Source organism: Ruegeria sp. BB7 (assembly GCF_056539365.1).
In genome coordinates this window covers 1-19941 of record NZ_JBQFUV010000019.1, presented here as the reverse complement: position 1 = coordinate 19941, position 19941 = coordinate 1, and the positions used below count along the sequence as shown (strand labels likewise).

At 54.9% G+C, this 19941-nt stretch carries 32 protein-coding genes; 4 read left to right on the top strand and 28 right to left on the bottom strand.

What is annotated here, in order from left to right:
* Positions 1-99 precede the first annotated feature (99 nt).
* Both ACR0D7_RS18070 and ACR0D7_RS18065 read right to left on the bottom strand, forming a co-directional pair.
* Positions 100-960: a hypothetical protein gene (locus ACR0D7_RS18070; protein WP_480680259.1), complete on the bottom strand. Its 861-nt coding sequence runs from the start codon at positions 958-960 to the stop codon at positions 100-102.
* 174 nt (positions 961-1134) lie between these two features.
* The gene (locus ACR0D7_RS18065) at positions 1135-1350 is read right to left on the bottom strand and encodes a DUF1127 domain-containing protein (protein ID WP_480680258.1); all 216 of its coding nucleotides are present in this window, start codon (positions 1348-1350) and stop codon (positions 1135-1137) included.
* Between the two features lie 135 nt (positions 1351-1485).
* Between ACR0D7_RS18065 and ACR0D7_RS18060 the strand changes: the two genes are divergently transcribed.
* Positions 1486-2817 (top strand): linear amide C-N hydrolase, encoded by a 1332-nt coding sequence (locus ACR0D7_RS18060; protein ID WP_480680257.1) that lies wholly within the window; start codon positions 1486-1488, stop codon positions 2815-2817.
* A 130-nt stretch (positions 2818-2947) separates the two neighbouring features.
* Here the strand turns inward: ACR0D7_RS18060 and rpmD are convergent, their stop codons facing one another.
* From rpmD to rpmC, 11 genes are all read right to left on the bottom strand, one after another.
* Complete coding sequence (gene rpmD, locus ACR0D7_RS18055; protein WP_058283504.1) at positions 2948-3136, bottom strand: 50S ribosomal protein L30; 189 nt, start codon at positions 3134-3136, stop codon at positions 2948-2950.
* 12 nt (positions 3137-3148) lie between these two features.
* A complete protein-coding gene (gene rpsE, locus ACR0D7_RS18050) occupies positions 3149-3718 on the bottom strand; it encodes a 30S ribosomal protein S5 (protein ID WP_155148691.1) in 570 nt (189 codons plus the stop codon).
* Positions 3719-3834: 116 nt separating this feature from the next.
* A complete protein-coding gene (rplR, locus tag ACR0D7_RS18045) occupies positions 3835-4194 on the bottom strand; it encodes a 50S ribosomal protein L18 (RefSeq protein WP_039523386.1) in 360 nt (119 codons plus the stop codon).
* A gap of 11 nt (positions 4195-4205) precedes the next feature.
* A complete protein-coding gene (rplF, locus tag ACR0D7_RS18040; RefSeq protein ID WP_170356679.1) occupies positions 4206-4739 on the bottom strand; it encodes a 50S ribosomal protein L6 in 534 nt (177 codons plus the stop codon).
* An 11-nt stretch (positions 4740-4750) separates the two neighbouring features.
* Positions 4751-5143 (bottom strand): 30S ribosomal protein S8, encoded by a 393-nt coding sequence (gene rpsH, locus ACR0D7_RS18035; protein WP_155148687.1) that lies wholly within the window; start codon positions 5141-5143, stop codon positions 4751-4753.
* A gap of 13 nt (positions 5144-5156) precedes the next feature.
* A complete protein-coding gene (rpsN, locus tag ACR0D7_RS18030; RefSeq protein ID WP_068340744.1) occupies positions 5157-5462 on the bottom strand; it encodes a 30S ribosomal protein S14 in 306 nt (101 codons plus the stop codon).
* A gap of 19 nt (positions 5463-5481) precedes the next feature.
* Complete coding sequence (rplE, locus tag ACR0D7_RS18025) at positions 5482-6042, bottom strand: 50S ribosomal protein L5 (protein WP_170755578.1); 561 nt, start codon at positions 6040-6042, stop codon at positions 5482-5484.
* A complete protein-coding gene (gene rplX / locus ACR0D7_RS18020; protein WP_170328772.1) occupies positions 6035-6346 on the bottom strand; it encodes a 50S ribosomal protein L24 in 312 nt (103 codons plus the stop codon). Before rplX ends, rplE begins: the two co-directional genes overlap by 8 nt.
* 2 nt (positions 6347-6348) lie before the next feature.
* Positions 6349-6717 (bottom strand): 50S ribosomal protein L14, encoded by a 369-nt coding sequence (gene rplN, locus ACR0D7_RS18015; RefSeq protein WP_008757934.1) that lies wholly within the window; start codon positions 6715-6717, stop codon positions 6349-6351.
* A gap of 76 nt (positions 6718-6793) precedes the next feature.
* Positions 6794-7024 (bottom strand): 30S ribosomal protein S17, encoded by a 231-nt coding sequence (gene rpsQ, locus ACR0D7_RS18010; protein WP_152459158.1) that lies wholly within the window; start codon positions 7022-7024, stop codon positions 6794-6796.
* A 4-nt stretch (positions 7025-7028) separates the two neighbouring features.
* On the bottom strand, positions 7029-7235 hold the full coding sequence (gene rpmC, locus ACR0D7_RS18005) for a 50S ribosomal protein L29 (RefSeq protein WP_010437082.1): 207 nt from the start codon (positions 7233-7235) through the stop codon (positions 7029-7031).
* 298 nt (positions 7236-7533) lie between these two features.
* Between rpmC and ACR0D7_RS18000 the strand changes: the two genes are divergently transcribed.
* Positions 7534-7842, top strand: coding sequence for a hypothetical protein (locus ACR0D7_RS18000; RefSeq protein ID WP_480680256.1), 309 nt, complete (start codon positions 7534-7536; stop codon positions 7840-7842).
* Positions 7843-8053: 211 nt separating this feature from the next.
* On the opposite strand, the gene ACR0D7_RS17995 is transcribed toward ACR0D7_RS18000, so the two are convergent.
* From ACR0D7_RS17995 to rplB, 9 genes are all read right to left on the bottom strand, one after another.
* Entirely contained in the window at positions 8054-8674 is a 621-nt protein-coding gene (locus ACR0D7_RS17995) for a 2OG-Fe(II) oxygenase family protein (RefSeq protein WP_480680255.1), read from the bottom strand.
* Between the two features lie 170 nt (positions 8675-8844).
* The gene (locus ACR0D7_RS17990; RefSeq protein ID WP_480680253.1) at positions 8845-10212 is read right to left on the bottom strand and encodes an ArsB/NhaD family transporter; all 1368 of its coding nucleotides are present in this window, start codon (positions 10210-10212) and stop codon (positions 8845-8847) included.
* 23 nt (positions 10213-10235) lie between these two features.
* Entirely contained in the window at positions 10236-10724 is a 489-nt protein-coding gene (locus tag ACR0D7_RS17985) for a CBS domain-containing protein (protein ID WP_480680251.1), read from the bottom strand.
* Positions 10725-10953: 229 nt separating this feature from the next.
* Positions 10954-11418 (bottom strand): YHS domain-containing (seleno)protein, encoded by a 465-nt coding sequence (locus ACR0D7_RS17980; protein ID WP_480680249.1) that lies wholly within the window; start codon positions 11416-11418, stop codon positions 10954-10956.
* A 159-nt stretch (positions 11419-11577) separates the two neighbouring features.
* Positions 11578-11991, bottom strand: coding sequence for a 50S ribosomal protein L16 (rplP, locus tag ACR0D7_RS17975; RefSeq protein ID WP_480680248.1), 414 nt, complete (start codon positions 11989-11991; stop codon positions 11578-11580).
* Between the two features lie 12 nt (positions 11992-12003).
* Positions 12004-12714 carry a 30S ribosomal protein S3 gene (gene rpsC, locus ACR0D7_RS17970; RefSeq protein WP_008758042.1) on the bottom strand — a complete coding sequence of 237 codons (711 nt, stop codon included), beginning with the start codon at positions 12712-12714 and terminating at the stop codon, positions 12004-12006.
* Positions 12714-13094: a 50S ribosomal protein L22 gene (gene rplV, locus ACR0D7_RS17965; protein WP_039538267.1), complete on the bottom strand. Its 381-nt coding sequence runs from the start codon at positions 13092-13094 to the stop codon at positions 12714-12716. Before rplV ends, rpsC begins: the two co-directional genes overlap by 1 nt.
* Positions 13095-13097: 3 nt before the next feature.
* Positions 13098-13376 carry a 30S ribosomal protein S19 gene (gene rpsS / locus ACR0D7_RS17960; protein ID WP_005980699.1) on the bottom strand — a complete coding sequence of 93 codons (279 nt, stop codon included), beginning with the start codon at positions 13374-13376 and terminating at the stop codon, positions 13098-13100.
* Positions 13377-13379: 3 nt separating this feature from the next.
* A complete protein-coding gene (gene rplB / locus ACR0D7_RS17955; RefSeq protein WP_008757664.1) occupies positions 13380-14222 on the bottom strand; it encodes a 50S ribosomal protein L2 in 843 nt (280 codons plus the stop codon).
* A 489-nt stretch (positions 14223-14711) separates the two neighbouring features.
* On the opposite strand from rplB, the gene ACR0D7_RS17950 reads away from it, so the two are divergent.
* Positions 14712-15443: a hypothetical protein gene (locus ACR0D7_RS17950; protein WP_480680247.1), complete on the top strand. Its 732-nt coding sequence runs from the start codon at positions 14712-14714 to the stop codon at positions 15441-15443.
* A gap of 363 nt (positions 15444-15806) precedes the next feature.
* Positions 15807-16280, top strand: coding sequence for a hypothetical protein (locus ACR0D7_RS17945; RefSeq protein WP_480680246.1), 474 nt, complete (start codon positions 15807-15809; stop codon positions 16278-16280).
* Between the two features lie 66 nt (positions 16281-16346).
* On the opposite strand, the gene ACR0D7_RS17940 is transcribed toward ACR0D7_RS17945, so the two are convergent.
* The 6 genes from ACR0D7_RS17940 to ACR0D7_RS17915 form a co-directional block, all read right to left on the bottom strand.
* The gene (locus tag ACR0D7_RS17940; RefSeq protein ID WP_008757532.1) at positions 16347-16643 is read right to left on the bottom strand and encodes a 50S ribosomal protein L23; all 297 of its coding nucleotides are present in this window, start codon (positions 16641-16643) and stop codon (positions 16347-16349) included.
* Positions 16640-17257, bottom strand: a complete 618-nt coding sequence (gene rplD, locus ACR0D7_RS17935) for a 50S ribosomal protein L4 (protein ID WP_155148664.1) — start codon at positions 17255-17257, stop codon at positions 16640-16642. The genes ACR0D7_RS17940 and rplD overlap by 4 nt, the downstream gene beginning before the upstream one ends.
* Entirely contained in the window at positions 17254-17979 is a 726-nt protein-coding gene (gene rplC, locus ACR0D7_RS17930) for a 50S ribosomal protein L3 (RefSeq protein WP_170334115.1), read from the bottom strand. The genes rplD and rplC overlap by 4 nt, the downstream gene beginning before the upstream one ends.
* Positions 17980-17997: 18 nt before the next feature.
* Positions 17998-18312: a 30S ribosomal protein S10 gene (gene rpsJ, locus ACR0D7_RS17925; RefSeq protein WP_008756422.1), complete on the bottom strand. Its 315-nt coding sequence runs from the start codon at positions 18310-18312 to the stop codon at positions 17998-18000.
* A 282-nt stretch (positions 18313-18594) separates the two neighbouring features.
* Positions 18595-19494: a hypothetical protein gene (locus ACR0D7_RS17920; protein WP_480680245.1), complete on the bottom strand. Its 900-nt coding sequence runs from the start codon at positions 19492-19494 to the stop codon at positions 18595-18597.
* Positions 19495-19828: 334 nt separating this feature from the next.
* The coding region (locus tag ACR0D7_RS17915) for an EF-Tu C-terminal domain-related protein (RefSeq protein WP_480428719.1) at positions 19829-19941 on the bottom strand (113 nt) is incomplete at its 5' end.

The following is a 19941-nucleotide window of genomic DNA, read 5'->3' as shown; positions in this document are numbered from 1 at the left end:
AAACACGGCATTTCTTGGTTTTGATTCTCGCGGACGGCAGTCCACCGGAGGCGTATAGGCGCGTTGATCCCGCTTGGCAAGTCTGAGGTGGGTGCCGCCTCACTCTTCGCCCGGTGCTGCCATTTCCTCGCCCCCTTCACGCGGCTGAATGGGCGCTGCAAGTGGGTCGATACCATGTTTCTCGACCAGCTTCCCAACCAGGCTGTCAGGGTCGGGTTTACCATTATATTTGTTTTGCATGATCGCACGCATCCGACGACCATATAGGTGGATCGAAACCGTATCTTCCTTGAAAAATCTGTCTACGTTCGCCCCGGGCCGAGCCAGAGCACGTCGGCGCGTGTAGTTCAGCGGGTAAAAAACGTGTTCGGGCAACGCGTATTTTATTTCACCGGTCTGCCTCAACGCCCATGTCATAGCCTTTGGACCCCATACCCCCCAAAGAGTTTCGGCAACATTCACAGGTGCCCCGTCTTGCTGTGCTTCCTCCAACGGTTTGCGATGGCGGGGCGGCAACCAGGGCGGAATACGATACGGATCATTGGTGAACTCGATCAATTTGCCCAGCGTTTCACTGTCCTGAGGCAGAGCCAGCACACCAATGGCCACCTCACCCTCGAGATATCCATAATAGTGGCCATTTGGCGTTGTGAACGGCCGTAGGCAATAGGCATCCGTATCAGCCCAGATCAGGTCTGGCTCTTGTGCCAGCATCCGATACCGGAATTTGTCCGAATGCGGCGCAGGGCTTCCGGTTCTGCCATGCGTGATGAACTCGGAATCAGGCAAAACTTCACGCGCATCTCTTTTCTCTACCCCGTCCGGGATATTCGTGACGTTGTCGTAGGTATAGAGGCGCACGCTTTGACCGGCGTCCAGATAGGACTTGATGCAGAGCTGCTCAAGAAAGCTTAGCGGTCCTTCGACCCAAAGCATTCCGATCTGATATTCACGCGCCATAAAGTGTCTTTCTGTCAAAATACGACGGCAGTTGATCCCGTCCTGACAGCATTTGCCCTACAAGGGAAACCCTCGCAATGCCACTTAATCAGAAATTCCGAAACTGTGATGCGCGAGACCAAAAACCGAAAGAGGCGCCAAGTGGCGCCTCTGGGTGAGTGGTGGATCGCAAGGTTACGAGCAGTAGACGTGGTCGTGCGCAATATCCTTAATATCGCAGCGGCGCACGCCGATGTCGTTCAGTTCGCGGTCGGTCAGGCCTTGCAGTTCCGAAAAAGTGCGGTTGTATTCGGCGCGCAAAGTATAGGCTTCTTTGACTCTCGCGACGAAATCTGTGACGCGCGCAATCAGGTTAGTGCCGCCGTGATGTGCTGTTGCTGTATGGGCCATATCATTATTCCTTTCCTGATCGGAGCGAATTCTCCGATGATAGAGTTTCTGTTCCTTTTGGAGACAGGATGCAGATAGGCCTGCCAGATATCGCTAACAACCGAAGTTTTGGTCTGGCCGGTATGCGTTGAGGGAATGGCCCAGAAATCTGGACACTCGGCACCGCCTACGACTGCGGTCCGGTATGCGGATAAAGCTGCCGTTGCTTCTGTTGGCGGTGCCATGTTGCCAAGTTCTTTCAGCCGTCCGATGGGCGATTTGCGACCTGAGTGGAAACCATTCAACATGTTAACATCACATCTATGTGGGATGATTCGTTTGGAAACTGCCGCCAGGAGAAGAGGCATGACCTTAAACAGAGTTCTTTGGGCAACTGCCCGCGCCAGCGTGGCTTTGATAGCTTCTGTATCGATGGCATTGGCATGCACCGGGATCATGCTGACAGGAACGGACGGAAGCATTGTTCGCGCAAGAACGGCAGAATGGGGGCCGTTCGACCTCGAAACGAAGATCAACATTATCCCAAGGGGTTACACTTATAGCGCTGGCGCGATGCCTGACGGGCAACAAGGAGCCTCTTGGACTGGCCGCTTCGGTATGGTCGGCATCAGTATGTTGGACCACGGAGCGCCCGCAGATGGTATTAATGAGGTGGGACTGACTGCAGGTTTGTTTTACTTGCCGGGCTTTACTGAATACCAAGAGTACCTGCCAGAACTTGCCGACAACACGATCCCCGGAGATTTGCTAGCCTCGTATGTCCTTTCTCAATACGAGACAGTTGAAGAAGCGCAGGCAGGCCTCGAAGCCATTCGCGTCGTCGGCGTTGTGGACGAAACCCTTGGCTTTCCGTTTCCTTTCCACATGTTGGTAGCGGATCGCTTTGGTGGGCGGATCGTCATCGAATACATTGACGGTGAACTGACAGTTTTTGAGGCTCCGCTGGGTGTTATCACTAATTCTCCCAATTATGACTGGCACATGACGAATCTCAACAACTACGTCAATCTGTCGGCAATTGGTCTTCCGTCGGTCGAAGCCAGCGGCGTGACCTTTGCACCACTTGGCGCGGGTAGCGGAATGATTGGCCTACCCGGCGATTTCACTCCACCGTCACGCTTTGTTCGCGCGGTCGCGTTCTCGCAAACTGCGCGACCAACAGATGGCGGTTACGATACGGTGCGTGAGGCATTCAGGATTCTAGACAACTTCAACATCCCAGCGGACGCTGCGGAAGGGGCGCAGGACGACGTGCAATCGGATGATTTGCTTTACAGCGCAACTCAAATTACGACCGCGAGCGACTCCCAAAACCTCACCTACTTCTATCACACGATGTACGACCGGACGGTCCACATGGTCGACATGAAGCAAATCGACTTCGGCGCAATGGGAGACGAAATGATTGTCTTTGAGACAAGCGGTGATCGAGAACCCACAATCGTTAATATGACGCCATCAAACTAAGACGCGATCTTCTGGAATTGCCTTTATCGGAGCATTTGACCGCTACGGGCTCAAAGCAGACAAATACCTCCAAAAAAGAAAAACGCCCCCGAATATACGGAGGCGTTTCTTAGTTCGATGGAAGTCGCGCTTAGCCGCGCTCTTCGACGATCTCTACCAGATGCGGGATCTTGTTGATCATGCCGCGAACCGAAGGAGTGTCCTCCAGCTCACGGGTTTTGTGCATCTTGTTCAGGCCCAGGCCGATCAGGGTTGCGCGCTGTTCGGCGGGGCGGCGGATCGGGGAACCGACCTGCTTGACGACGATGGTTTTTGCCATGGGTCGCTCTCCTTATGCTTCTGCTTCAGCAGCAGCCGGTGCTTCGTCCCGCTTGGGCAGGATGTCGGCAACTTTTTTACCACGACGTGCGGCAACCGAACGCGGGCTCTGCTCTTTCTGCAGGCCGTTGATGGTGGCGCGGATCATGTTGTACGGGTTCTGCGAGCCCAGCGACTTGGACACAACGTCCTTAACGCCCAGCATTTCGAACACAGCACGCATCGGACCACCGGCGATGATACCGGTACCTTCAGGCGCGGTGCGCATAACCACTTTACCGGCGCCGTGACGGCCTTCGATGTCGTGGTGCAGGGTGCGACCTTCGCGCAGCTGCACGCGGATCATCTGACGCTTGGCTTGTTCAGTCGCCTTACGGATGGCTTCAGGTACTTCTTTCGCTTTACCCTTGCCAAAGCCGACGCGGCCTTTCTGATCGCCGACAACCACCAGAGCGGCGAAGCCAAAGCGCTTACCACCTTTTACGGTTTTCGACACGCGGTTGATTGCGACCAGACGATCTGCAAATTCCGGTGCTTCTTCACGGTCGCGGCCACGGCCCCGACGGTTTTCACGTTCTGCCATTTGGCATCCCTTTTCTCATGTGGCGCTTGCGGCGCCGTTTAGTTCAATCCAAGTGAGCCCCGACTGTAGTCGAGGCCCCCGGATCATCGGGGCGGATCGAAACCCGCCCGCAAGTCTTAGATCTTCAGACCACCTTCACGCGCGGCGTCGGCAACTGCCTTCACCTTGCCGTGGAACAGGAAGCCACCACGATCGAAATAGGCCTCTTCGACGCCTGCCTTCTTGGCACGCTCGGCGATGGCCGCGCCCACTTTGGTGGCCGCTTCGACGTTGTTCTTGCCAACAACACCCAGATCTTTTTCCAGGGTCGAGGCCGAGGCCAGGGTCACGCCACGAACGTCGTCGATCAGCTGAACGCTGATGTTCTTGTTCGAACGGTGAACCGACAGGCGTACACGGCCGGCGTTGACTTTGCGAAGTTTGTTCCGAACGCGCAGGCGGCGCTTCAGAAACAGGGTTCTTTTGCTGTTTGCCATTGTCTGCGTCCTTACTTCTTCTTGCCTTCCTTGCGGAAGATGAACTCGCCCTTGTAGCGGATGCCCTTACCTTTGTACGGCTCGGGACGGCGCCATTCGCGGATTTTGGCCGCGACTTCGCCCACCTGCTGCTGGTCGATACCTTCCACAACGATCTCGGTCTGCTTCGGCGCGGTGATGGTGACACCTTCCGGGGCAGTGAAATCAACATCGTGGCTGTAGCCCAGGTTCAGCTTCAGGGTGTTACCCTGCATCTGAGCCCGGTAACCAACACCCTGGATCTCCAGCTCTTTTTTGAAGCCCTGGGTCACACCGGTTACCAGGTTGGCAACCATGGTGCGGCTCATGCCCCACTGCTGGCGGGCACGCTTGGACATGCCGCGGGGGTTGATCTGCACAACGTTATCTTCGACCGACAGGGTAACATCGTCAGTTGCGGTGAAGCTGCGGGTGCCTTTCGGACCTTTGACTTCGATGGTCTGACCCGACACAGAGGCGGAAACGCCGCTGGGCAGCTCGACCGGTTTTTTACCAATACGAGACATTGCAGACCTCCTTAGAAGACGGTGCAGAGCACTTCGCCGCCAACATTGTTGGAGCGAGCGTTTGCGTCCGACATCACACCTTTCGGAGTGCTGACAATCGACACGCCCAGACCCTGACGGACCTGCGGGATGTCATTGACGCCCATGTACACGCGACGACCGGGTTTTGAGACCCGCTTCAGTTCGCGAATGACAGGGGTGCCTTCGTAGTATTTCAGGCTGATTTCGATGGCCGGATGACCGTTTTCACCGGTCGTGTTTTCGTAGCCACGGATGTAACCTTCGTCCGCCAGCACGTCCAGAACCCAACCGCGCAGCTTGGAAGCCGGGGTGGAAACGGTGGACTTGCCGCGCATTTGCGCGTTGCGGATACGGGTGAGCATATCGCCGATAGGATCGTTCATATCTATGTCTCCCTTACCAGCTCGATTTCACCATGCCGGGAATCTGACCAGCAGAACCCAGCTCGCGCAGCGCGATACGGCTGACCTTCAGCTTACGGTAGTAAGCGTGGGGACGACCGGTCAGCTGACAACGGTTGTGCAGACGGGTAGCCGAGCTGTTGCGCGGCAGTTTCGCCAGTTTCAGACGCGCTTTGAAGCGCTCTTCCATCGGGCGGCTCTCGTCATTCGCGATTTCTTTCAGCTCGGCACGCTTTGCGGCATATTTGGCCACCAGGCGTTCGCGCTTCTTCTCGCGTTCGATCATTGCTTTCTTAGCCATGTCTCAATCCTCCCGGCGCTTACGCGTTGAACGGCATGTTGAATGCTTTCAACAGGCTCTTCGCTTCAGCGTCGGTTTTCGCTGTGGTGGCAATTACGATATCCAGGCCCCAGACCTCGTCGACTTTGTCGAAGTCGATTTCCGGGAACACGATGTGCTCTTTCATGCCCATGGCAAAGTTGCCCTGACCATCGAAAGAAGGCTTAACACCGCGGAAGTCACGAACGCGCGGCAGCGCGATGGTGATCAGGCGATCCAGGAATTCATACATCCGGTCACCGCGCAGGGTCACTTTCGCACCCAGCGGCATGTCTTCACGGACGCGGAAACCCGCGATCGACTTCTTCGCCTTGGTTGCAACGGCCTTTTGACCAGCAATCGCAGTCAGATCTTCGACAGCAGCTTTCGCTTTCTTCGAGTCTTTGACCGCCTCAGCACCACAACCGATGTTCAGAACGATTTTTTCCAGCTTGGGCAGCTGCATGTCGTTCTTGTAGCCGAACTCTTCTTTCAGAGCGGCACGGATGGTTTCAACGTACTGAGCTTTCAGACGCGGGGTGTAGGTTGCGGAATCAAGCATCGATCACGTCCCCTGTGGTCTTGGCGAAACGCACCTTCTTGTCACCTTCCATGCGGAAGCCAACGCGGGTTGCTTTGCCGTTCTTGTCCAGCAGCGCCAGGTTCGACAGCTCGATCGGGTTTGCCTGAGGCAGGCGACCACCTTGCGAGTTCTGCGACTGACGGGTGTGGCGGATGGCGATGTTGATGCCATCGACAACAGCTTTACCGGCTTTCGGGTCAACCGAGGTAATCGTTCCCTCTTTGCCCTTGTCCTTGCCGGCCAGCACGACGACCTTGTCGCCTTTGCGGAGTTTAGCAGCCATGATTACAGCACCTCCGGAGCCAGCGAGATGATTTTCATGAAGTTCTTGCCGCGCAGCTCACGAACAACGGGGCCAAAGATACGCGTACCTACGGGCTCGTTGTTGTTGTTCAAGATGACGGCGGCGTTGCGATCGAAACGGATCGCGGTGCCGTCTTCGCGACGGACTTCCTTGGCGGTGCGCACGACGACGGCCTTGCGGACGTCACCTTTCTTTACGCGGCCGCGCGGGATGGCTTCCTTCACCGAGACGACAATGATGTCGCCAACGGAGGCGTATTTACGCTTGGAACCACCCAGGACCTTGATGCACTGAACTCGGCGTGCGCCGGAGTTGTCAGCGACATCCAGATTGGTCTGCATCTGGATCATGTGGTTTCTCCCGACCTGTGGGGGCTGGTCTAATTAGATCCCCCAGGGTTTCGACAAATGGGAAAATCCCGGAGGCTTACGCTTCCAGAACTTCCCAACGTTTCGTCTTCGATTTCGGCGCGCATTCGATGATGCGTACGGTGTCGCCGACCTTGAAGGCGTTCTTTTCGTCGTGAGCCCGGTATTTCTTGGACTTACGAACGGTTTTGTGCAGCAGCGGGTGCTTGAAACGACGCTCAACCGAAACAGTTACGGTTTGCTCGTTGGCGTCGCTGGTTACCACGCCGGACAGGATACGCTTGGGCATAGGATTACTCCTCCGATGCCGCAGCAGCGGCCTTTTCGTTCAGAATGGTTTTGACGCGGGCAGCGTTGCGGCGAGCCGCTTTGATGCCAGCAGTGTTTTCCAGCTGACCGGTTGCCTGTTGAAAGCGCAGGTTAAAGCTTTCTTTCTTCAGGTTGGCCAGTTCCTCGCGGAGCTGGTCCGGGGTCTTGTCACGCAGTTCTTGGGCGTTCATCGCCTTTTTCCTTTGCTCAAAACACCAGAAGGCCCCCTGACAGGGTCACCTTGGACCTGGTGGATGAATGATAGACATGCGAATCCCCCGACTCAGCCGGGGGACTTGCAGGATGCCGCCGTATAAGGGTTTAGGGGGTGGGTGGCAAGGGAAAGTTTGTGTACCTGAATGGCCTTTATCAAACGGTTTTGACGAGAGGCCGAAATTCATTTCCTCTCATCGCTAGAAATGAATTGTTGTTACTTACAGGATACCACCCTACAATTCGTCCATTATTTCAAAATTATAGGAGATGAATATGCGTTTTACGATAGTAATGCTTTCGATGCTTTGCCTTGCATTCTCTGTATCCGCTGGCGACGCAAACGAATTTGACGCCTGGAAGCATATCGCCCTTAAATGCCAAAAGGACGATGCGTGTGGTGATCTTGTGAACATCACCACTGTAACCTTTGAAGGCAACGAATATGAAGCGGTCGAAATTCAATCGCCCGAGGGACCTCAAACTGTATTTGCAGTCCCTGATATGGTGAATAGGGGGTGGGCGTTGTGCTGGCGAAAAAACTACGTTGAATCCAGCGCGACATTTTACTGTCAGCTTTTGTAACGGATTTGCAAGCACCTTCGAACACCAAACGAACAGGCCTTCTTCACAGGGGGTCAAAATCGTTTTTTAACAAAAGCGCGGTTCCTTATCGAAAGAAACAGCTTCAATAAACTACCATTTAGGACGTTTTGCTTGGGTCTACTAAAACCTGGATCGCGTCGACTACAACTTGAAGTGGCGGCTTAGCCGAATTGGCCGCCACCTTTTTTGGTTACTCCCACTTATAATTGAAACTCACCGAAATCCGCTCTTCCTCGGCCATGTTCATTGGCACCTCGTGACGCAGCCAGCTTTCCCACAGCAGTATGTCGCCCACCTGCGGCTTCATATAAATGAAGGGCTGCAAATCCCGCCGCCCACCTTTCAGACGCGTTGGCGCGGCCATCATGCGACCTGAGCGAGGGTCTTCAAGTTTCAACGCGCTCGCCCCATCGGGCATTGCCACATAGGTCGTGCCAGAAATCACGCTGTGCGGGTGCAGGTGGCTAGAATGCATTCCACCCTCGGGCAGGATGTTGATCCATAGGTCTTCGAGCTTGAGCGCCCCCTCGCCCAGATCGAACTCCAAATCCTTGGCGAAGGCCGCAACATGCTGATCCAGCGCCTTCACCAGGTCGGCAAAGATCGGGAACCGCCACGGCAGATCGGTCAGCGAGGCATAGCTGGTGTAGCCGGGATAGCCGTTCTCTTCACACCATTCCTGCCCGGCCTCATCATCCTCGGCGATGACAAGACAAGAGCTTTCCAGTTCCTCCGGATCGATCTTGGGATCGAACTCGGACAAAGCTGCGCGATAGAGACGGGTAACGAAGAGTGATTCAATCTGTGCCATGCCCCGGCTATAGCCCAGCCGAGGCACAAGCGCGAGACCAGCCACCCCAGAAAAGCGGCTGGTCGGGTGCGACTTATCGTTTAGCGTTTAAATTGCATCGAAATGCGCTGCCTCGACCTTCGGTCGAACGCGCATTTCGATGCGTACAATCGGCTAAAACGCCAAACGCTCTAATAGAAGTAGCGCAGCCAGATGTAGACGTTGGCGATCATGAGCGTCAGGATCATGATCGGGAAGGCCATGATCGCAAACTTCACGAAACCAATTGGCTGCTTGGCCTTCTCGGCAAAGGCGGCAACGGTCAGGTTGGCACTGGCGCCCAACAGCGTACCGTTACCACCCAGACATGCGCCCAGAGCCAGCGACCACCACAACGGTTCGATCGCATCCGGACCACCAAAGGTGTCGGTTGTGGATTCGATCAGCGGGATCATCGTGGCCACAAAAGGAATGTTGTCCAGAATGGCCGAAAGGATACCCGAAGCCCAGAAAATGAGGAACGCTGTCCACATCATGTCGCCTTCGGTCAGATCCAGAACTTTCTGGCCAAAGAACTCGAGCAGGCCCACATGTTCAACACCGGCCACGATCACGAACAGACCACCGAAGAAGAAGATCGTAACCCATTCCACCTCACCAAAGATATGGTGGACGGACTCAGATTGTTCTTCGCCGCTTTGGTGCCCATAGGCCAACAGCATAAGCAGGCCAGCACCGGCCAGCGCCGAGGTGCCCGGCTGGATTCCGTAGCCATGCCCCAGCGTGAAGCCCAGCAAAACCAGCGCCAAGACCGACAGGGATTTGATCATCAGGCGTACATCTGTGATCGCCTCGCCTTCGTTGAAACGCATGATCTTTTCGCTGGCCGATTTCGGGATGGCCGCCAGTGTGCGGCGGTTCATCAGATAGATGATACCGGTCAGCACAACCAGACAGATGGCCGAGACCGGGGCCAGGTTGACCACGAATTCGTTAAAGCTGAGCCCGGTGGCAGAGCCAATGATGATGTTCGGCGGGTCACCGATCAATGTGGCGGTACCACCCACATTCGAGGCCAGAATCTCGGCGAAGAAGAACGGAAACACGGGCGTTTCCAACGCGTCCGTGATCAGCAAAGTGATCGGCGCAATCAGAAGAACGGTGGTTACGTTGTCCAGTAAGGCCGAAAAGATCGCCGTAATCAAGGTCAGCATGACCAGAATACCGGTCGGGTTGGCCTTGACGACCTTGGCCGCCTTGATCGCGACGTATTGAAACAACCCACATTTGCTGGTGATCCCTACAATCACCATCATGCCGATCAACAGCGCCAGAGTGTTGGCGTCCACGCCAGCCACGGCCTGTTCTTGATTGAGAATACCAAACAGCACCATCAAGGATGCGCCCAGCATCGCAAGAATGGCACGGTTCACCTTTTCGGTGATCAGCACTGCGTAGACGGCAATAAGAATGCCGGTAGCGATCCACAAGGGATCAATACCCAATAGTTGAGGAACGGAGAACGCGTGCTCTCCATGCGAGACGGAATGTTCGGTCAATTTTCTGATCCGGTATTTTGGGGTTAACTCAGCGCGTGATCCATCAGCGAATTCGGGCTGACAGTGCCGACGAAACGTTCGGTTTCCGGCTCGACTAGGAAGACGTGGCGCTTGAATTTATGGATCAGGAAGATGCCTTCCATCACCGGCGTGTCAGGGGCAGCGACAGGAATGTTGGCTGGATTGGACAAATGGTCCCCTACCCGTTCCTCGTTCAGTCGCTCGATTTCCTTCCGAAAATCCTCTTTGGTCAGGTCCATAAAGCTGAGGTTGCTGATTGGAACACGTGTTGCATCCGAGCTCATGCCAATCAGCGCTGCACTCGGAAGGATCATTTTGATCAATGTCGGCGCTGTGAAAGCGCCTACAAATTTCCCGTTCCCGTCCACGACCGGAAGAAACCTCGCCCGGCTGTCACGGATGATGTCGAACGCTTTTGCCACAGTGTCATCGGGGTGAATCGTATTCTGTATTTCAGGCGGAACCATCACGTCCCGGCAGGTAAGGCCCATTGTATTCCTCGGCTTTCGATCTGGACAGCGGCACTGCAGTGTTTTCGCTGTTTCGCGAAAGAACGGTTGAACACCGGCCAAAACACCGAGTCCGCAGAGAATTTCTGTAACAACGGCGTATTTTCACTAATCAGTGACACTTTCCAGCCTTTAAAGCTGATTTTTTACGAATATCGCGTGAATATCACATCTGGCGCATTGTTCAGGGATCACCAGCGATCAGAACCCATTACTGCAAAAGCCCAGGCCAGTATCCGTTCGCCTTTTCGATATTCGCATCAATGTCGCTGGCCCAGATACGCCGCACCTGTGGACTGTAATTCAGGTACAGCTTGCCATCCCAGATACGCCAGGCGTAAGGGTCAACATCCGCTACCGCGTTCTGGCTGGCGGCATAAGCACAATACCCGCCGAATTGTGGCGCATATTTCGAGGGGTCGGTCAGAAATGCGTGCCGGTTTTCACTGCTAGTAAATACCCATGTTGCGCCATTGAACTCGGCCGAATTGGCTGGATCACCCTTTTGCGGATCGCCCCCACGCCAGTATGTCATGACATCATACCCATTCATCGCCAAACCGTTGAAGTACCCAAGGTTCACTTCTGGCGAGGCCGCTTGAGCCCGCGATGTAACTCCGGCTGCAGTGAAAAACACCAGAAGCGAAAGCGTAAACAAGCGGAATAGGTGTGTCATGGCAAGTAGTCCCGAGATTTCGAGGCAATGCGCGATGATAACCATCTATCGCACGTCGTTTCCAGTCACGTGTTCGTGCCCTGCGTTCCGTGCAAAAAGAAAAACCCCGCCAGTTTCCCGGCGGGGTTAATTCTAGACGACAGGGTTGCCCCAAATCGCTTACCAGTCTTCGCGAACCACGATGCGAGTCTTGATCGGCAGCTTCATCGCAGCCAGGCGCAGGGCCTCGCGGGCGATGTCGTCATTGACGCCGTCGATCTCGAACATTACGCGGCCAGGCTTGACTTTGCATGCCCAGCGGTCGACCGAACCTTTACCTTTACCCATACGAACTTCGATCGGCTTTGCAGTGACCGGAGTGTCGGGGAAGATGCGGATCCAGACACGGCCCTGACGCTTCATATGACGCGTCATGGCACGACGTGCAGCTTCGATCTGACGTGCGGTCACACGCTCAGGCTCAAGAGCTTTAAGGCCGTAGGTGCCAAAGTTCAGATCAGAGCCGCCCTTGGCTTCGCCCTTGATCCGGCCTTTGTGCATCTTGCGGAATTTAGTACGCTTTGGTTGAAGCATATCTTTCCCTCCTTAGCGACGACCGCCACCAGCACCACGAGGTGCAGGGCCGTCCTGGAGTTCCTGTGCTTTACGGTCACGTGCCTGCGGATCGTGCTCCATGATCTCACCTTTGAAGATCCAGACCTTGATCCCGATGATCCCGTAGGGGGTCATCGCTTCGGCATGTGCGTAATCGATGTCGGCACGCAGAGTGTGCAGAGGCACACGGCCTTCGCGGTACCACTCGGTCCGTGCGATTTCGGCGCCGCCCAGACGACCAGCGACGTTCACCCGGATACCCAGGGCGCCCATGCGCATGGCGTTCTGAACCGACCGCTTCATTGCGCGGCGGAACGAGACGCGGCGCTCCAGCTGCTGAGCGATGGACTCGGCAACCAGCTGCGCGTCAAGCTCGGGCTTGCGCACTTCGACGATGTTCAGGTGCAGTTCGCTGTCGGTCATACGAGCAAGCTTTTTGCGCAGAACTTCGATGTCTGCACCTTTCTTGCCGATGATGACACCGGGACGTGCGGTGTGGATCGTGACGCGGCACTTCTTGTGCGGACGTTCGATGATCACACGGGCAACACCGGCCTGCTTGCACTCTTTGTTGATGAACTCACGGATCTTGAGGTCTTCCAGAAGAAGATCACCGTAGTCCTTGGTGTCGGCGTACCAGCGGCTATCCCAGGTGCGGTTGACCTGCAGGCGCATGCCGATCGGATTTACTTTATGACCCATTAGGCTTGCTCCTCAACTTGACGCACCTTGATGGTGATCTCCGAGAACGGCTTCATGATCTTGCCGAAACGGCCACGGGCACGCGGACGACCGCGCTTCATGACCAGGTTCTTGCCAACCCATGCTTCGGCGACGATCAGCTCGTCAACGTCCAGGTTGTGGTTGTTTTCGGCATTCGCGATTGCGGACTGCAGGCACTTCTTGACGTCCTGCGCGACACGCTTGTTGCTGAAAGTCAGGTCGGTCAGAGCCTTCTCAACTTTCTTGCCGCGGATCATTTGCGCAACCAGGTTCAGTTTCTGCGGGCTGGTGCGAAGCATGCGAGTTTTCGCCATTGCTTCGTTTTCAGCCACGCGGCGGGGGTTCTTTTCCTTGCCCATGACTTACTTCCGCTTCGCTTTTTTGTCTGCGGCGTGGCCATAATAGGTACGGGTCGGCGAGTATTCACCGAACTTCTGACCAATCATGTCTTCCGAGACGTTTACCGGGATATGCTTCTGGCCATTGTACACACCAAAGGTCAGACCCACGAATTGGGGCAGAATGGTGGAACGACGCGACCAGATTTTGATGACTTCGTTGCGGCCCGACTCGCGCGCTGCTTCGGCTTTTTTCAGCACGTAAGCATCGACGAAAGGACCCTTCCAAACAGAGCGAGACATAGATTAACGTCCCTTCTTCTTGGCGTGCCGCGAGCGGATGATCAGCTTCTGGGACGCTTTGTTCTTGTTGCGGGTACGCTTACCCTTGGTGTCCTTACCCCACGGTGTAACCGGTGTACGGCCACCCGAGGTACGACCTTCACCACCACCGTGCGGGTGATCGATCGGGTTCATTGCAACACCACGAACCGACGGACGAACGCCCTTGTGGCGCATACGACCGGCTTTACCGAGGTTCTGGTTCGAATTGTCGGGGTTGGACACGGCACCAACGGTGGCCATGCATTCCTGACGGACCATGCGCAGCTCGCCCGAGCTCAGACGGATCTGAGCGTAGCCGCCATCGCGACCAACGAACTGAGCGTAAGTACCGGCCGCACGTGCGATCTGACCGCCTTTACCAGGCTTCATCTCGATGTTGTGGACGATGGTACCAATGGGCATGCCCGAGAACGGCATTGCGTTGCCCGGCTTGATGTCGGCCTTGGCGGATGCCACGACTTTGTCACCAACAGCCAGACGCTGCGGAGCCAGGATATATGCCTGCTCGCCGTCTTCGTATTTTACCAGTGCGATGAATGCGGTCCGGTTCGGGTCATATTCGATCCGCTCGACGGTTGCCGCGACATCAAATTTGTTCCGTTTGAAGTCAACGATCCGGTAGAGACGCTTTGCGCCACCGCCGCGGCGGCGTGAAGTGATCCGTCCGGTGTTGTTCCGGCCGCCCGATTTGGTCAAACCCTCTGTGAGAGACTTGACCGGACGTCCTTTCCAAAGCTCCGAACGGTCGATCAGCACCAGCCCGCGCTGGCCCGGCGTCGTCGGCTTGTACGACTTGAGTGCCATGCTTTCTGTCTTCCGTTTAGCAAGTGCAGGGATTTCCCTGCTATGTGATAGGCCCCCGTAGGTGCCAAGGGTATAGGGCCCCGAAGGTCCCCGGTTACAAATATCAGAGGCCCCGGAACGAATCCGAGGCCGCAAGATTGGGAGCGTGTAACAGGGTTGGGGTTGGGTGTCTATAGGGAGCTAGAATTCGTTTACTGAAAAGACTCTCGGTAGTGTTGAAAGGATTGGCTTCGAGGCATTACGTCATACAGAACAGACGACCGAGGCGAAATGCCGCTTCAGCATCTGGGACATGCGCAAGAATAGTAACCGCACCATTCGAATTGCCTTCATGCTCCTCCATCAGAAAGTAACCACTTGTATCTGTTGGAGGTTCCGGACATCTCGCTAGCCTAGTCGAGGTTATCGGCGCAATCATCAAGCGCTTTCCATCCTGTGCTTTCCCGGTAAAATAGAGTTCCGCCATTTTATTTACCTCAGAGGTTTTAGATGAGTGAATCGCCAACACACCGATTGGTCAAGACGCCCAAAGTCAATAGCCGCTACCTAAGTGATTATATGGTCGCATCAGAACGTAAGAAACGCTCCATCATTCGCGACTGCAAATATCGCAAAATCGCCCGTGCGATCCAGCATGACCGAGCGAAAGCTTTCATCACAAATGGATTGCTTGCGGGCACGTTAAACAATGACGAATTGAGAAACGAGGGTCAGCGAATCTTGGATATGATGGCCGACACTGATTTCGAGCGACACACTTTGGATATCAATGGCGACTTCCTGATCGCCTATGGAAACGTATTCAGCATGGATACATTCCCTAAAACGGCTGAATTTGCGGATTCTCCATCCAACTTCAAAGTTGACCTGCATGGTGTCGAAGTGAACCCGGACATCCGCTTCGGTGTCGAACGGGTTACGCGAACAAACCGGCTCAGAACAGGCCTCGGGACAATTCGCTATGCTAAAGGCAAACCACTAGATGAAGAAGTAGGCGCCTATCAATCATCTGTGTTGTTCGGTTGTCGGAAAATGATCGACGTGCAGGATGAAACTGCACCTGAGGAGAAACTGTGTCTAACTTTGGACTGCGCAACTGGGAAATTTATACCAGCGCCCACAGATGCCACGAGACGTTTTCAGAACATGGAAGCGGCTTGCGCCACTATCGCTGAAAGATGGGACAACATTGAACCCCCGGAAAACTCCGTTTTGGCATAGGTCACTTAATGACTGTACCTGGCGCGGGACAAGGCCGAAGGCCGCCGCGCCAGCGACTGCCCGCCCCGGCGGGCTGGCGCTTTGGGGACGTTTGCGCCTCGGTGTGAGGTCGGATGTATTTGGCACCATAAAGCGCACTGATCAGCCGTTGCAGCGCCATCCCACGGGCAGTCACTGGCGCAACTTAAGGTCTAGCCAAAAGAACTTTTTCAGAACATTCGTGGTTTCTTAAGTAATCACACACAAAACTGGTTGAGCAATGCGCCCGACTGGAACCCGGTGGTGACAGTTCACTTCCACAATGACCCGTGTATGAGCTGCTATTAGATGTTGGGAATACTTCTTAGAGGAACCATTTTACTAATGGCAACCATCCTGTTGCTTGCGACCTTAATCATACTGGCGCTTGCTGCACTCTATTCGAAGAAATTCGGCACCTGCGTGCAGCTCCCTAGCGGGGCCAATCTCAGCTATGAAGCCTATGCAGATTTCAGCCGTCCCTATTTTTTTCCCGTGGCCGTACTCAGGCAAAGCGACGGCACCATCATTGGGCGCGAAATTTTCCCGATACGTACAACGGAAACCGCTACCTATGGTACAGTTTGGCCCGACCACGACGGGCCAGCGCTTTTCACCTTTATCTGGCACAAGGATCACGGGTTGGTGCGCAGGGACCAGACACCAAAGCAATTTGAACGGCTCCAATCAGATTTGGGTGAAGAAACTCTTGGCGCACCACTAGATCTGAACGTGAATACGCTATGGCTGATGACGCGCCTTCAAAACTTCGCCCATCTTCAAGGTAACGGTTGCAAAACGCGTCTGATGACTTGGTGACATCTGCACAACAAAAAAACCCCCGCTCTCGCGGGGGCCTTTATCTCTCTTCAAAACGTGATCCGATCAGAGACCGGTGGACACGTCGATGGTGTTGCCCTCTTCCAGGGTTACATATGCTTTTTTGACGTCTTTCCGACGGCCCAGTTGGCCGCGGAACCGCTTGACTTTGCCTTTGGTCACGGTGGTGTTCACCGCTTTGACCTTCACACCAAACAGCGCCTCAACGGCCTCTTTGATCTGCGGCTTGTTGCTGTCAATCGCCACTTCAAAGACAACCGCGCCGTTTTCGGACGCCATGGTCGACTTTTCGGTGATGATCGGCTTGCGGATCACGTCGTAGTGTTCTGCCTTCGCGCTCATTTCAGACGAGCCTCCAGTGCTTCGACAGCCGCTTTGGTGAGCACCAGGGTGTCACGCTTGAGGATGTCATAAACGTTTGCACCCATCGACGGCAGGATATCCAGACCTTCGATGTTGCGCGACGCCTTCAGGAACCCTTCGTTCACGGTCGCGCCGTCGATGACCAGAGCGCGTTTCCAGCCCAGGTTTGCAACCTGTTTGGCCAGAGCGGCGGTCTTGCCTTCGGCTTCGGCGTTCTCGATCACAACCAGTTCACCTGCCTTGGCTTTGGCCGACAGAGCGTGGCGCAGGCCAAGCTTGCGGAACTTTTTCGGCAGATCGTGGCCGTGCGAACGAGGGGTCGGGCCCTTGTAGATACCACCCTTGCGGAAGATCGGCGCGTTGCGGTCACCATGGCGTGCGCCACCGGTGCCCTTCTGGCGATAGATCTTCTTGGTCGAGTAGCTGGTTTCCGAGCGGGTCTTGACCTTGTGGGTGCCGGCCTGCGCGTTGTTGCGCTGCCAACGGACCACACGGTGCAGGATGTCCGCACGCGGCTCGAGACCGAACAGATCGGCGTTCAGCTCGATGTCGCCGGCTTTGCCGCCGTCCAGTTTGATTACATCAAGTTTCATGCTTCACCACCTTCCGCGGGAGCTTCTTCCGCAGGTGCTTCGGTTGCAGCCGATTTCACAGCAGCCGGGAAAGGCAGGCCTTCCGGTGCTTTCTTCTTCACGGCGTCCTTGACGGTAACCCAGCCCGATTTCGGTCCGGGAACGGCGCCTTTGATGAAGACCAGACCACGGTCGGCGTCGGTTTTGACGACTTCCAGGTTCTGGGTGGTGACACGGGCAGCACCCATGTGACCGGCCATCTTCTTGCCTTTGAACACCTTGCCCGGGTCCTGACACTGACCGGTCGAACCGTGCGAACGGTGGCTGATCGAAACACCGTGCGAAGCGCGCAGACCACCGAAGTTGTGGCGCTTCATCGCACCGGCAAAGCCTTTACCGATCGAGGTGCCCGAAACGTCAACCTTCTGACCTTCTAGGAAGTGTTCTGCCGAAATCTCGGCACCCACATCGATCAGGCCATCTTCGGAGACGCGGAACTCGGCCAGCTTACGCTTGGGCTCGACCTTGGCAGCGGCATAGTGACCGCGCATGGCTTTCGAGGTGCGTTTTGCCTTGGCAGCGCCAGCGCCCAGCTGAACGGCGGTATAGCCGTCTTTGTCAGCGGTACGCTGTGCAACGACCTGCAGGTTGTCCAGGTGAAGAACGGTCACAGGGATCTGCTTGCCGTCTTCCATGAACAGGCGGGTCATGCCAACTTTTTTTGCGATAATACCAGAGCGCATAATCTATACCCTCCGATCTTACGACTGCAGCTTGATCTCGACATCCACACCAGCAGCGAGGTCGAGCTTCATCAGCGCGTCAACGGTCTGGGGGGTCGGATCAACGATGTCGAGCAGACGCTTGTGCGTACGGATCTCGAACTGGTCGCGGGATTTCTTGTCAACGTGAGGGCCACGGAGAACCGTGAACTTCTCAATCTTGTTCGGCAGCGGGATCGGGCCGCGCACGTTCGCGCCGGTCCGCTTGGCAGTGTTGACGATCTCTTGCGTGCTGGCATCCAGAACGCGATAGTCAAATGCCTTCAGCCGAATACGGATGTTTTGGCTTTGCATATTAACAGCCTTTTATCAGGCGTTGAGGTTGAGAGGAGGACAGACGCGCATCGCCAACCCTCTTCGAACCCAAAAGGCGGGAATCACCCCGCCTTGACGTTCTTGTTGAGAACTCGCGCGTATTAGTTGGGTTGATGGGGTTTGGCAAGGGGGAAAGACACCCGCTATCGGGTTTACTCAACAGAAAAGATTATTTGCCAAGCGTTTTGGGATATTGAGGGTCGGTTATTCGAGAACCCAGCTCTTACTCATCGGAGCCCTTTGTTGCTACGAAAGAAAATACTATTTGCCACTTCGCTCAATCCATTCGTTTGACACAAAGCCCGATCTTTCCCCGTAGCCGTCTTCGTTATCGTATCTTATCAAAGACATTGTCTCGTATTTCTGTTCAACTATGACTTCCGTGCCATAGGCAAGACCATCAATCACGACGCCGTTGTTTTCTGAAGATCTCACAAGAAGTCCACTTCGGGCCGTTACAACTGCCCTAAAATATTGCGGTGGTTGAACCTGCTGAACTTGCTGTACGTGAACGACTATGGTCGGGTTGAAACCTCCTCCAGCCGGCGCGGCTGTCAGCGTGTAAGCAGCGGCAGCTATACCCATTAGGTTCGCAATATTCTGAACTCCCAGCCAAAACTTCTGGCTCGAGCTACTTGGACGCTCGATTTCTTCATCTGTCCTAGCTTTAGCCTTTTCAGCAACGCTCTCGCTACGCGAAAGGCGGGACAATCCAGATGGCCCTTGAATTTCTTGTTTAAGACAAGGGTCCAACTGTCTTGCATATTGATCCCAGTATTTTAGTGCAAATAGCTTTTCTTCATCTGTCCTTCCAGCAAAGTCACTCCAAAAACTGTCAATTTGACGTTGCAATACGTTTGTAGACTTAATCCTTGCAGAAATCTCCGCGCCGCTATCGCCAGCTTCATCGACTGGGTTTGCAGATTGCCCTGCATCCCCACCTATCCCGTCAATCACTGGCACTGGAACGTTTTGTTGTTTAGCAAAAAGAACAATTGCCTCACGAACTCTGTCCGACACTTCGGAATATATTCTTGCTGCCGTTGCTGAAAAACTCTTGGCCAGCTCTGCGAGCTCTTCGAGAGGCAAAAAGGTTTCAGATTGATTTAAGCTGTAAATGGCCAAATCTTCATTGACTTGGTGGTATTCGGCGTCCGACAAGTTGGGCAACCCACCTTGGAGCTGTCGAAGAGCGTGTCCTTCGGGCAAATTGGAACTAAAATAGTTAACTATGTCTGCCGTTGATCGCCCGTTAGAATTTGCCATAAGAAATCCCAGTATTTTGATATCTAAAATCTCAGTCAGGATCGCATAGTTCACAGACTGAAACAAGCAAACCGCTGCAGTGATCCAAATTTGCGCCGAACTAATTAGTTCAATTTGCTAAAAAGGCCGCCCCGGTTTGGGACGGCCTTCTTTAGTTCTTCACCGAGTTGCTCCCGGCAGATTTTCCTATGGAAAATCGCCTGCCGCAACCAGGCGCGACAAGCGCGCCTTACTCGATGATTTTCGAGACAACGCCGGCGCCGACGGTGCGGCCGCCTTCGCGGATCGCGAAGCGCAGGCCGTTTTCCATCGCGATCGGCGCGATCAGCTCAACGCCGAACG

What these genes read in the sequence shown, in the direction of transcription:
- rpsE (WP_155148691.1), bottom strand. Translation starts at nt 3,718, where the DNA reads ATGGCAGAACGTGAAAACCGTCGGGGCCGTGGCCGCGACCGTGAAGAA.
- rplD (WP_155148664.1), bottom strand. Translation starts at nt 17,257, where the DNA reads ATGAAACTTGATGTAATCAAACTGGACGGCGGCAAAGCCGGCGACATC.
- ACR0D7_RS17940 (WP_008757532.1), bottom strand. Translation starts at nt 16,643, where the DNA reads ATGAGCGCGAAGGCAGAACACTACGACGTGATCCGCAAGCCGATCATC.
- rpmD (WP_058283504.1), bottom strand. Translation starts at nt 3,136, where the DNA reads ATGGCAAAAACCATCGTCGTCAAGCAGGTCGGTTCCCCGATCCGCCGC.
- ACR0D7_RS18070 (WP_480680259.1), bottom strand. Translation starts at nt 960, where the DNA reads ATGGCGCGTGAATATCAGATCGGAATGCTTTGGGTCGAAGGACCGCTA.
- ACR0D7_RS17950 (WP_480680247.1), top strand. Translation starts at nt 14,712, where the DNA reads ATGAGTGAATCGCCAACACACCGATTGGTCAAGACGCCCAAAGTCAAT.
- rplR (WP_039523386.1), bottom strand. Translation starts at nt 4,194, where the DNA reads ATGGCAAACAGCAAAAGAACCCTGTTTCTGAAGCGCCGCCTGCGCGTT.
- rplC (WP_170334115.1), bottom strand. Translation starts at nt 17,979, where the DNA reads ATGCGCTCTGGTATTATCGCAAAAAAAGTTGGCATGACCCGCCTGTTC.
- rpsN (WP_068340744.1), bottom strand. Translation starts at nt 5,462, where the DNA reads ATGGCTAAGAAAGCAATGATCGAACGCGAGAAGAAGCGCGAACGCCTG.
- ACR0D7_RS17945 (WP_480680246.1), top strand. Translation starts at nt 15,807, where the DNA reads ATGGCAACCATCCTGTTGCTTGCGACCTTAATCATACTGGCGCTTGCT.
- rplE (WP_170755578.1), bottom strand. Translation starts at nt 6,042, where the DNA reads ATGCTTGATTCCGCAACCTACACCCCGCGTCTGAAAGCTCAGTACGTT.
- ACR0D7_RS18065 (WP_480680258.1), bottom strand. Translation starts at nt 1,350, where the DNA reads ATGGCCCATACAGCAACAGCACATCACGGCGGCACTAACCTGATTGCG.
- rpsQ (WP_152459158.1), bottom strand. Translation starts at nt 7,024, where the DNA reads ATGCCCAAGCGTATCCTGTCCGGCGTGGTAACCAGCGACGCCAACGAG.
- rplN (WP_008757934.1), bottom strand. Translation starts at nt 6,717, where the DNA reads ATGATCCAGATGCAGACCAATCTGGATGTCGCTGACAACTCCGGCGCA.
- ACR0D7_RS18000 (WP_480680256.1), top strand. Translation starts at nt 7,534, where the DNA reads ATGCGTTTTACGATAGTAATGCTTTCGATGCTTTGCCTTGCATTCTCT.
- rplF (WP_170356679.1), bottom strand. Translation starts at nt 4,739, where the DNA reads ATGTCTCGTATTGGTAAAAAACCGGTCGAGCTGCCCAGCGGCGTTTCC.
- ACR0D7_RS17985 (WP_480680251.1), bottom strand. Translation starts at nt 10,724, where the DNA reads ATGGGCCTTACCTGCCGGGACGTGATGGTTCCGCCTGAAATACAGAAT.
- rpsJ (WP_008756422.1), bottom strand. Translation starts at nt 18,312, where the DNA reads ATGCAAAGCCAAAACATCCGTATTCGGCTGAAGGCATTTGACTATCGC.
- ACR0D7_RS17995 (WP_480680255.1), bottom strand. Translation starts at nt 8,674, where the DNA reads ATGGCACAGATTGAATCACTCTTCGTTACCCGTCTCTATCGCGCAGCT.
- rplX (WP_170328772.1), bottom strand. Translation starts at nt 6,346, where the DNA reads ATGGCTGCTAAACTCCGCAAAGGCGACAAGGTCGTCGTGCTGGCCGGC.
- rplP (WP_480680248.1), bottom strand. Translation starts at nt 11,991, where the DNA reads ATGCTTCAACCAAAGCGTACTAAATTCCGCAAGATGCACAAAGGCCGG.
- ACR0D7_RS17980 (WP_480680249.1), bottom strand. Translation starts at nt 11,418, where the DNA reads ATGACACACCTATTCCGCTTGTTTACGCTTTCGCTTCTGGTGTTTTTC.
- rpsS (WP_005980699.1), bottom strand. Translation starts at nt 13,376, where the DNA reads ATGTCTCGCTCTGTTTGGAAGGGTCCTTTCGTCGATGCTTACGTGCTG.
- rpmC (WP_010437082.1), bottom strand. Translation starts at nt 7,235, where the DNA reads ATGAACGCCCAAGAACTGCGTGACAAGACCCCGGACCAGCTCCGCGAG.
- ACR0D7_RS18060 (WP_480680257.1), top strand. Translation starts at nt 1,486, where the DNA reads ATGGCCCAGAAATCTGGACACTCGGCACCGCCTACGACTGCGGTCCGG.
- rplV (WP_039538267.1), bottom strand. Translation starts at nt 13,094, where the DNA reads ATGGGCAAGGAAAAGAACCCCCGCCGCGTGGCTGAAAACGAAGCAATG.
- rpsH (WP_155148687.1), bottom strand. Translation starts at nt 5,143, where the DNA reads ATGAACGATCCTATCGGCGATATGCTCACCCGTATCCGCAACGCGCAA.
- rpsC (WP_008758042.1), bottom strand. Translation starts at nt 12,714, where the DNA reads ATGGGTCATAAAGTAAATCCGATCGGCATGCGCCTGCAGGTCAACCGC.
- rplB (WP_008757664.1), bottom strand. Translation starts at nt 14,222, where the DNA reads ATGGCACTCAAGTCGTACAAGCCGACGACGCCGGGCCAGCGCGGGCTG.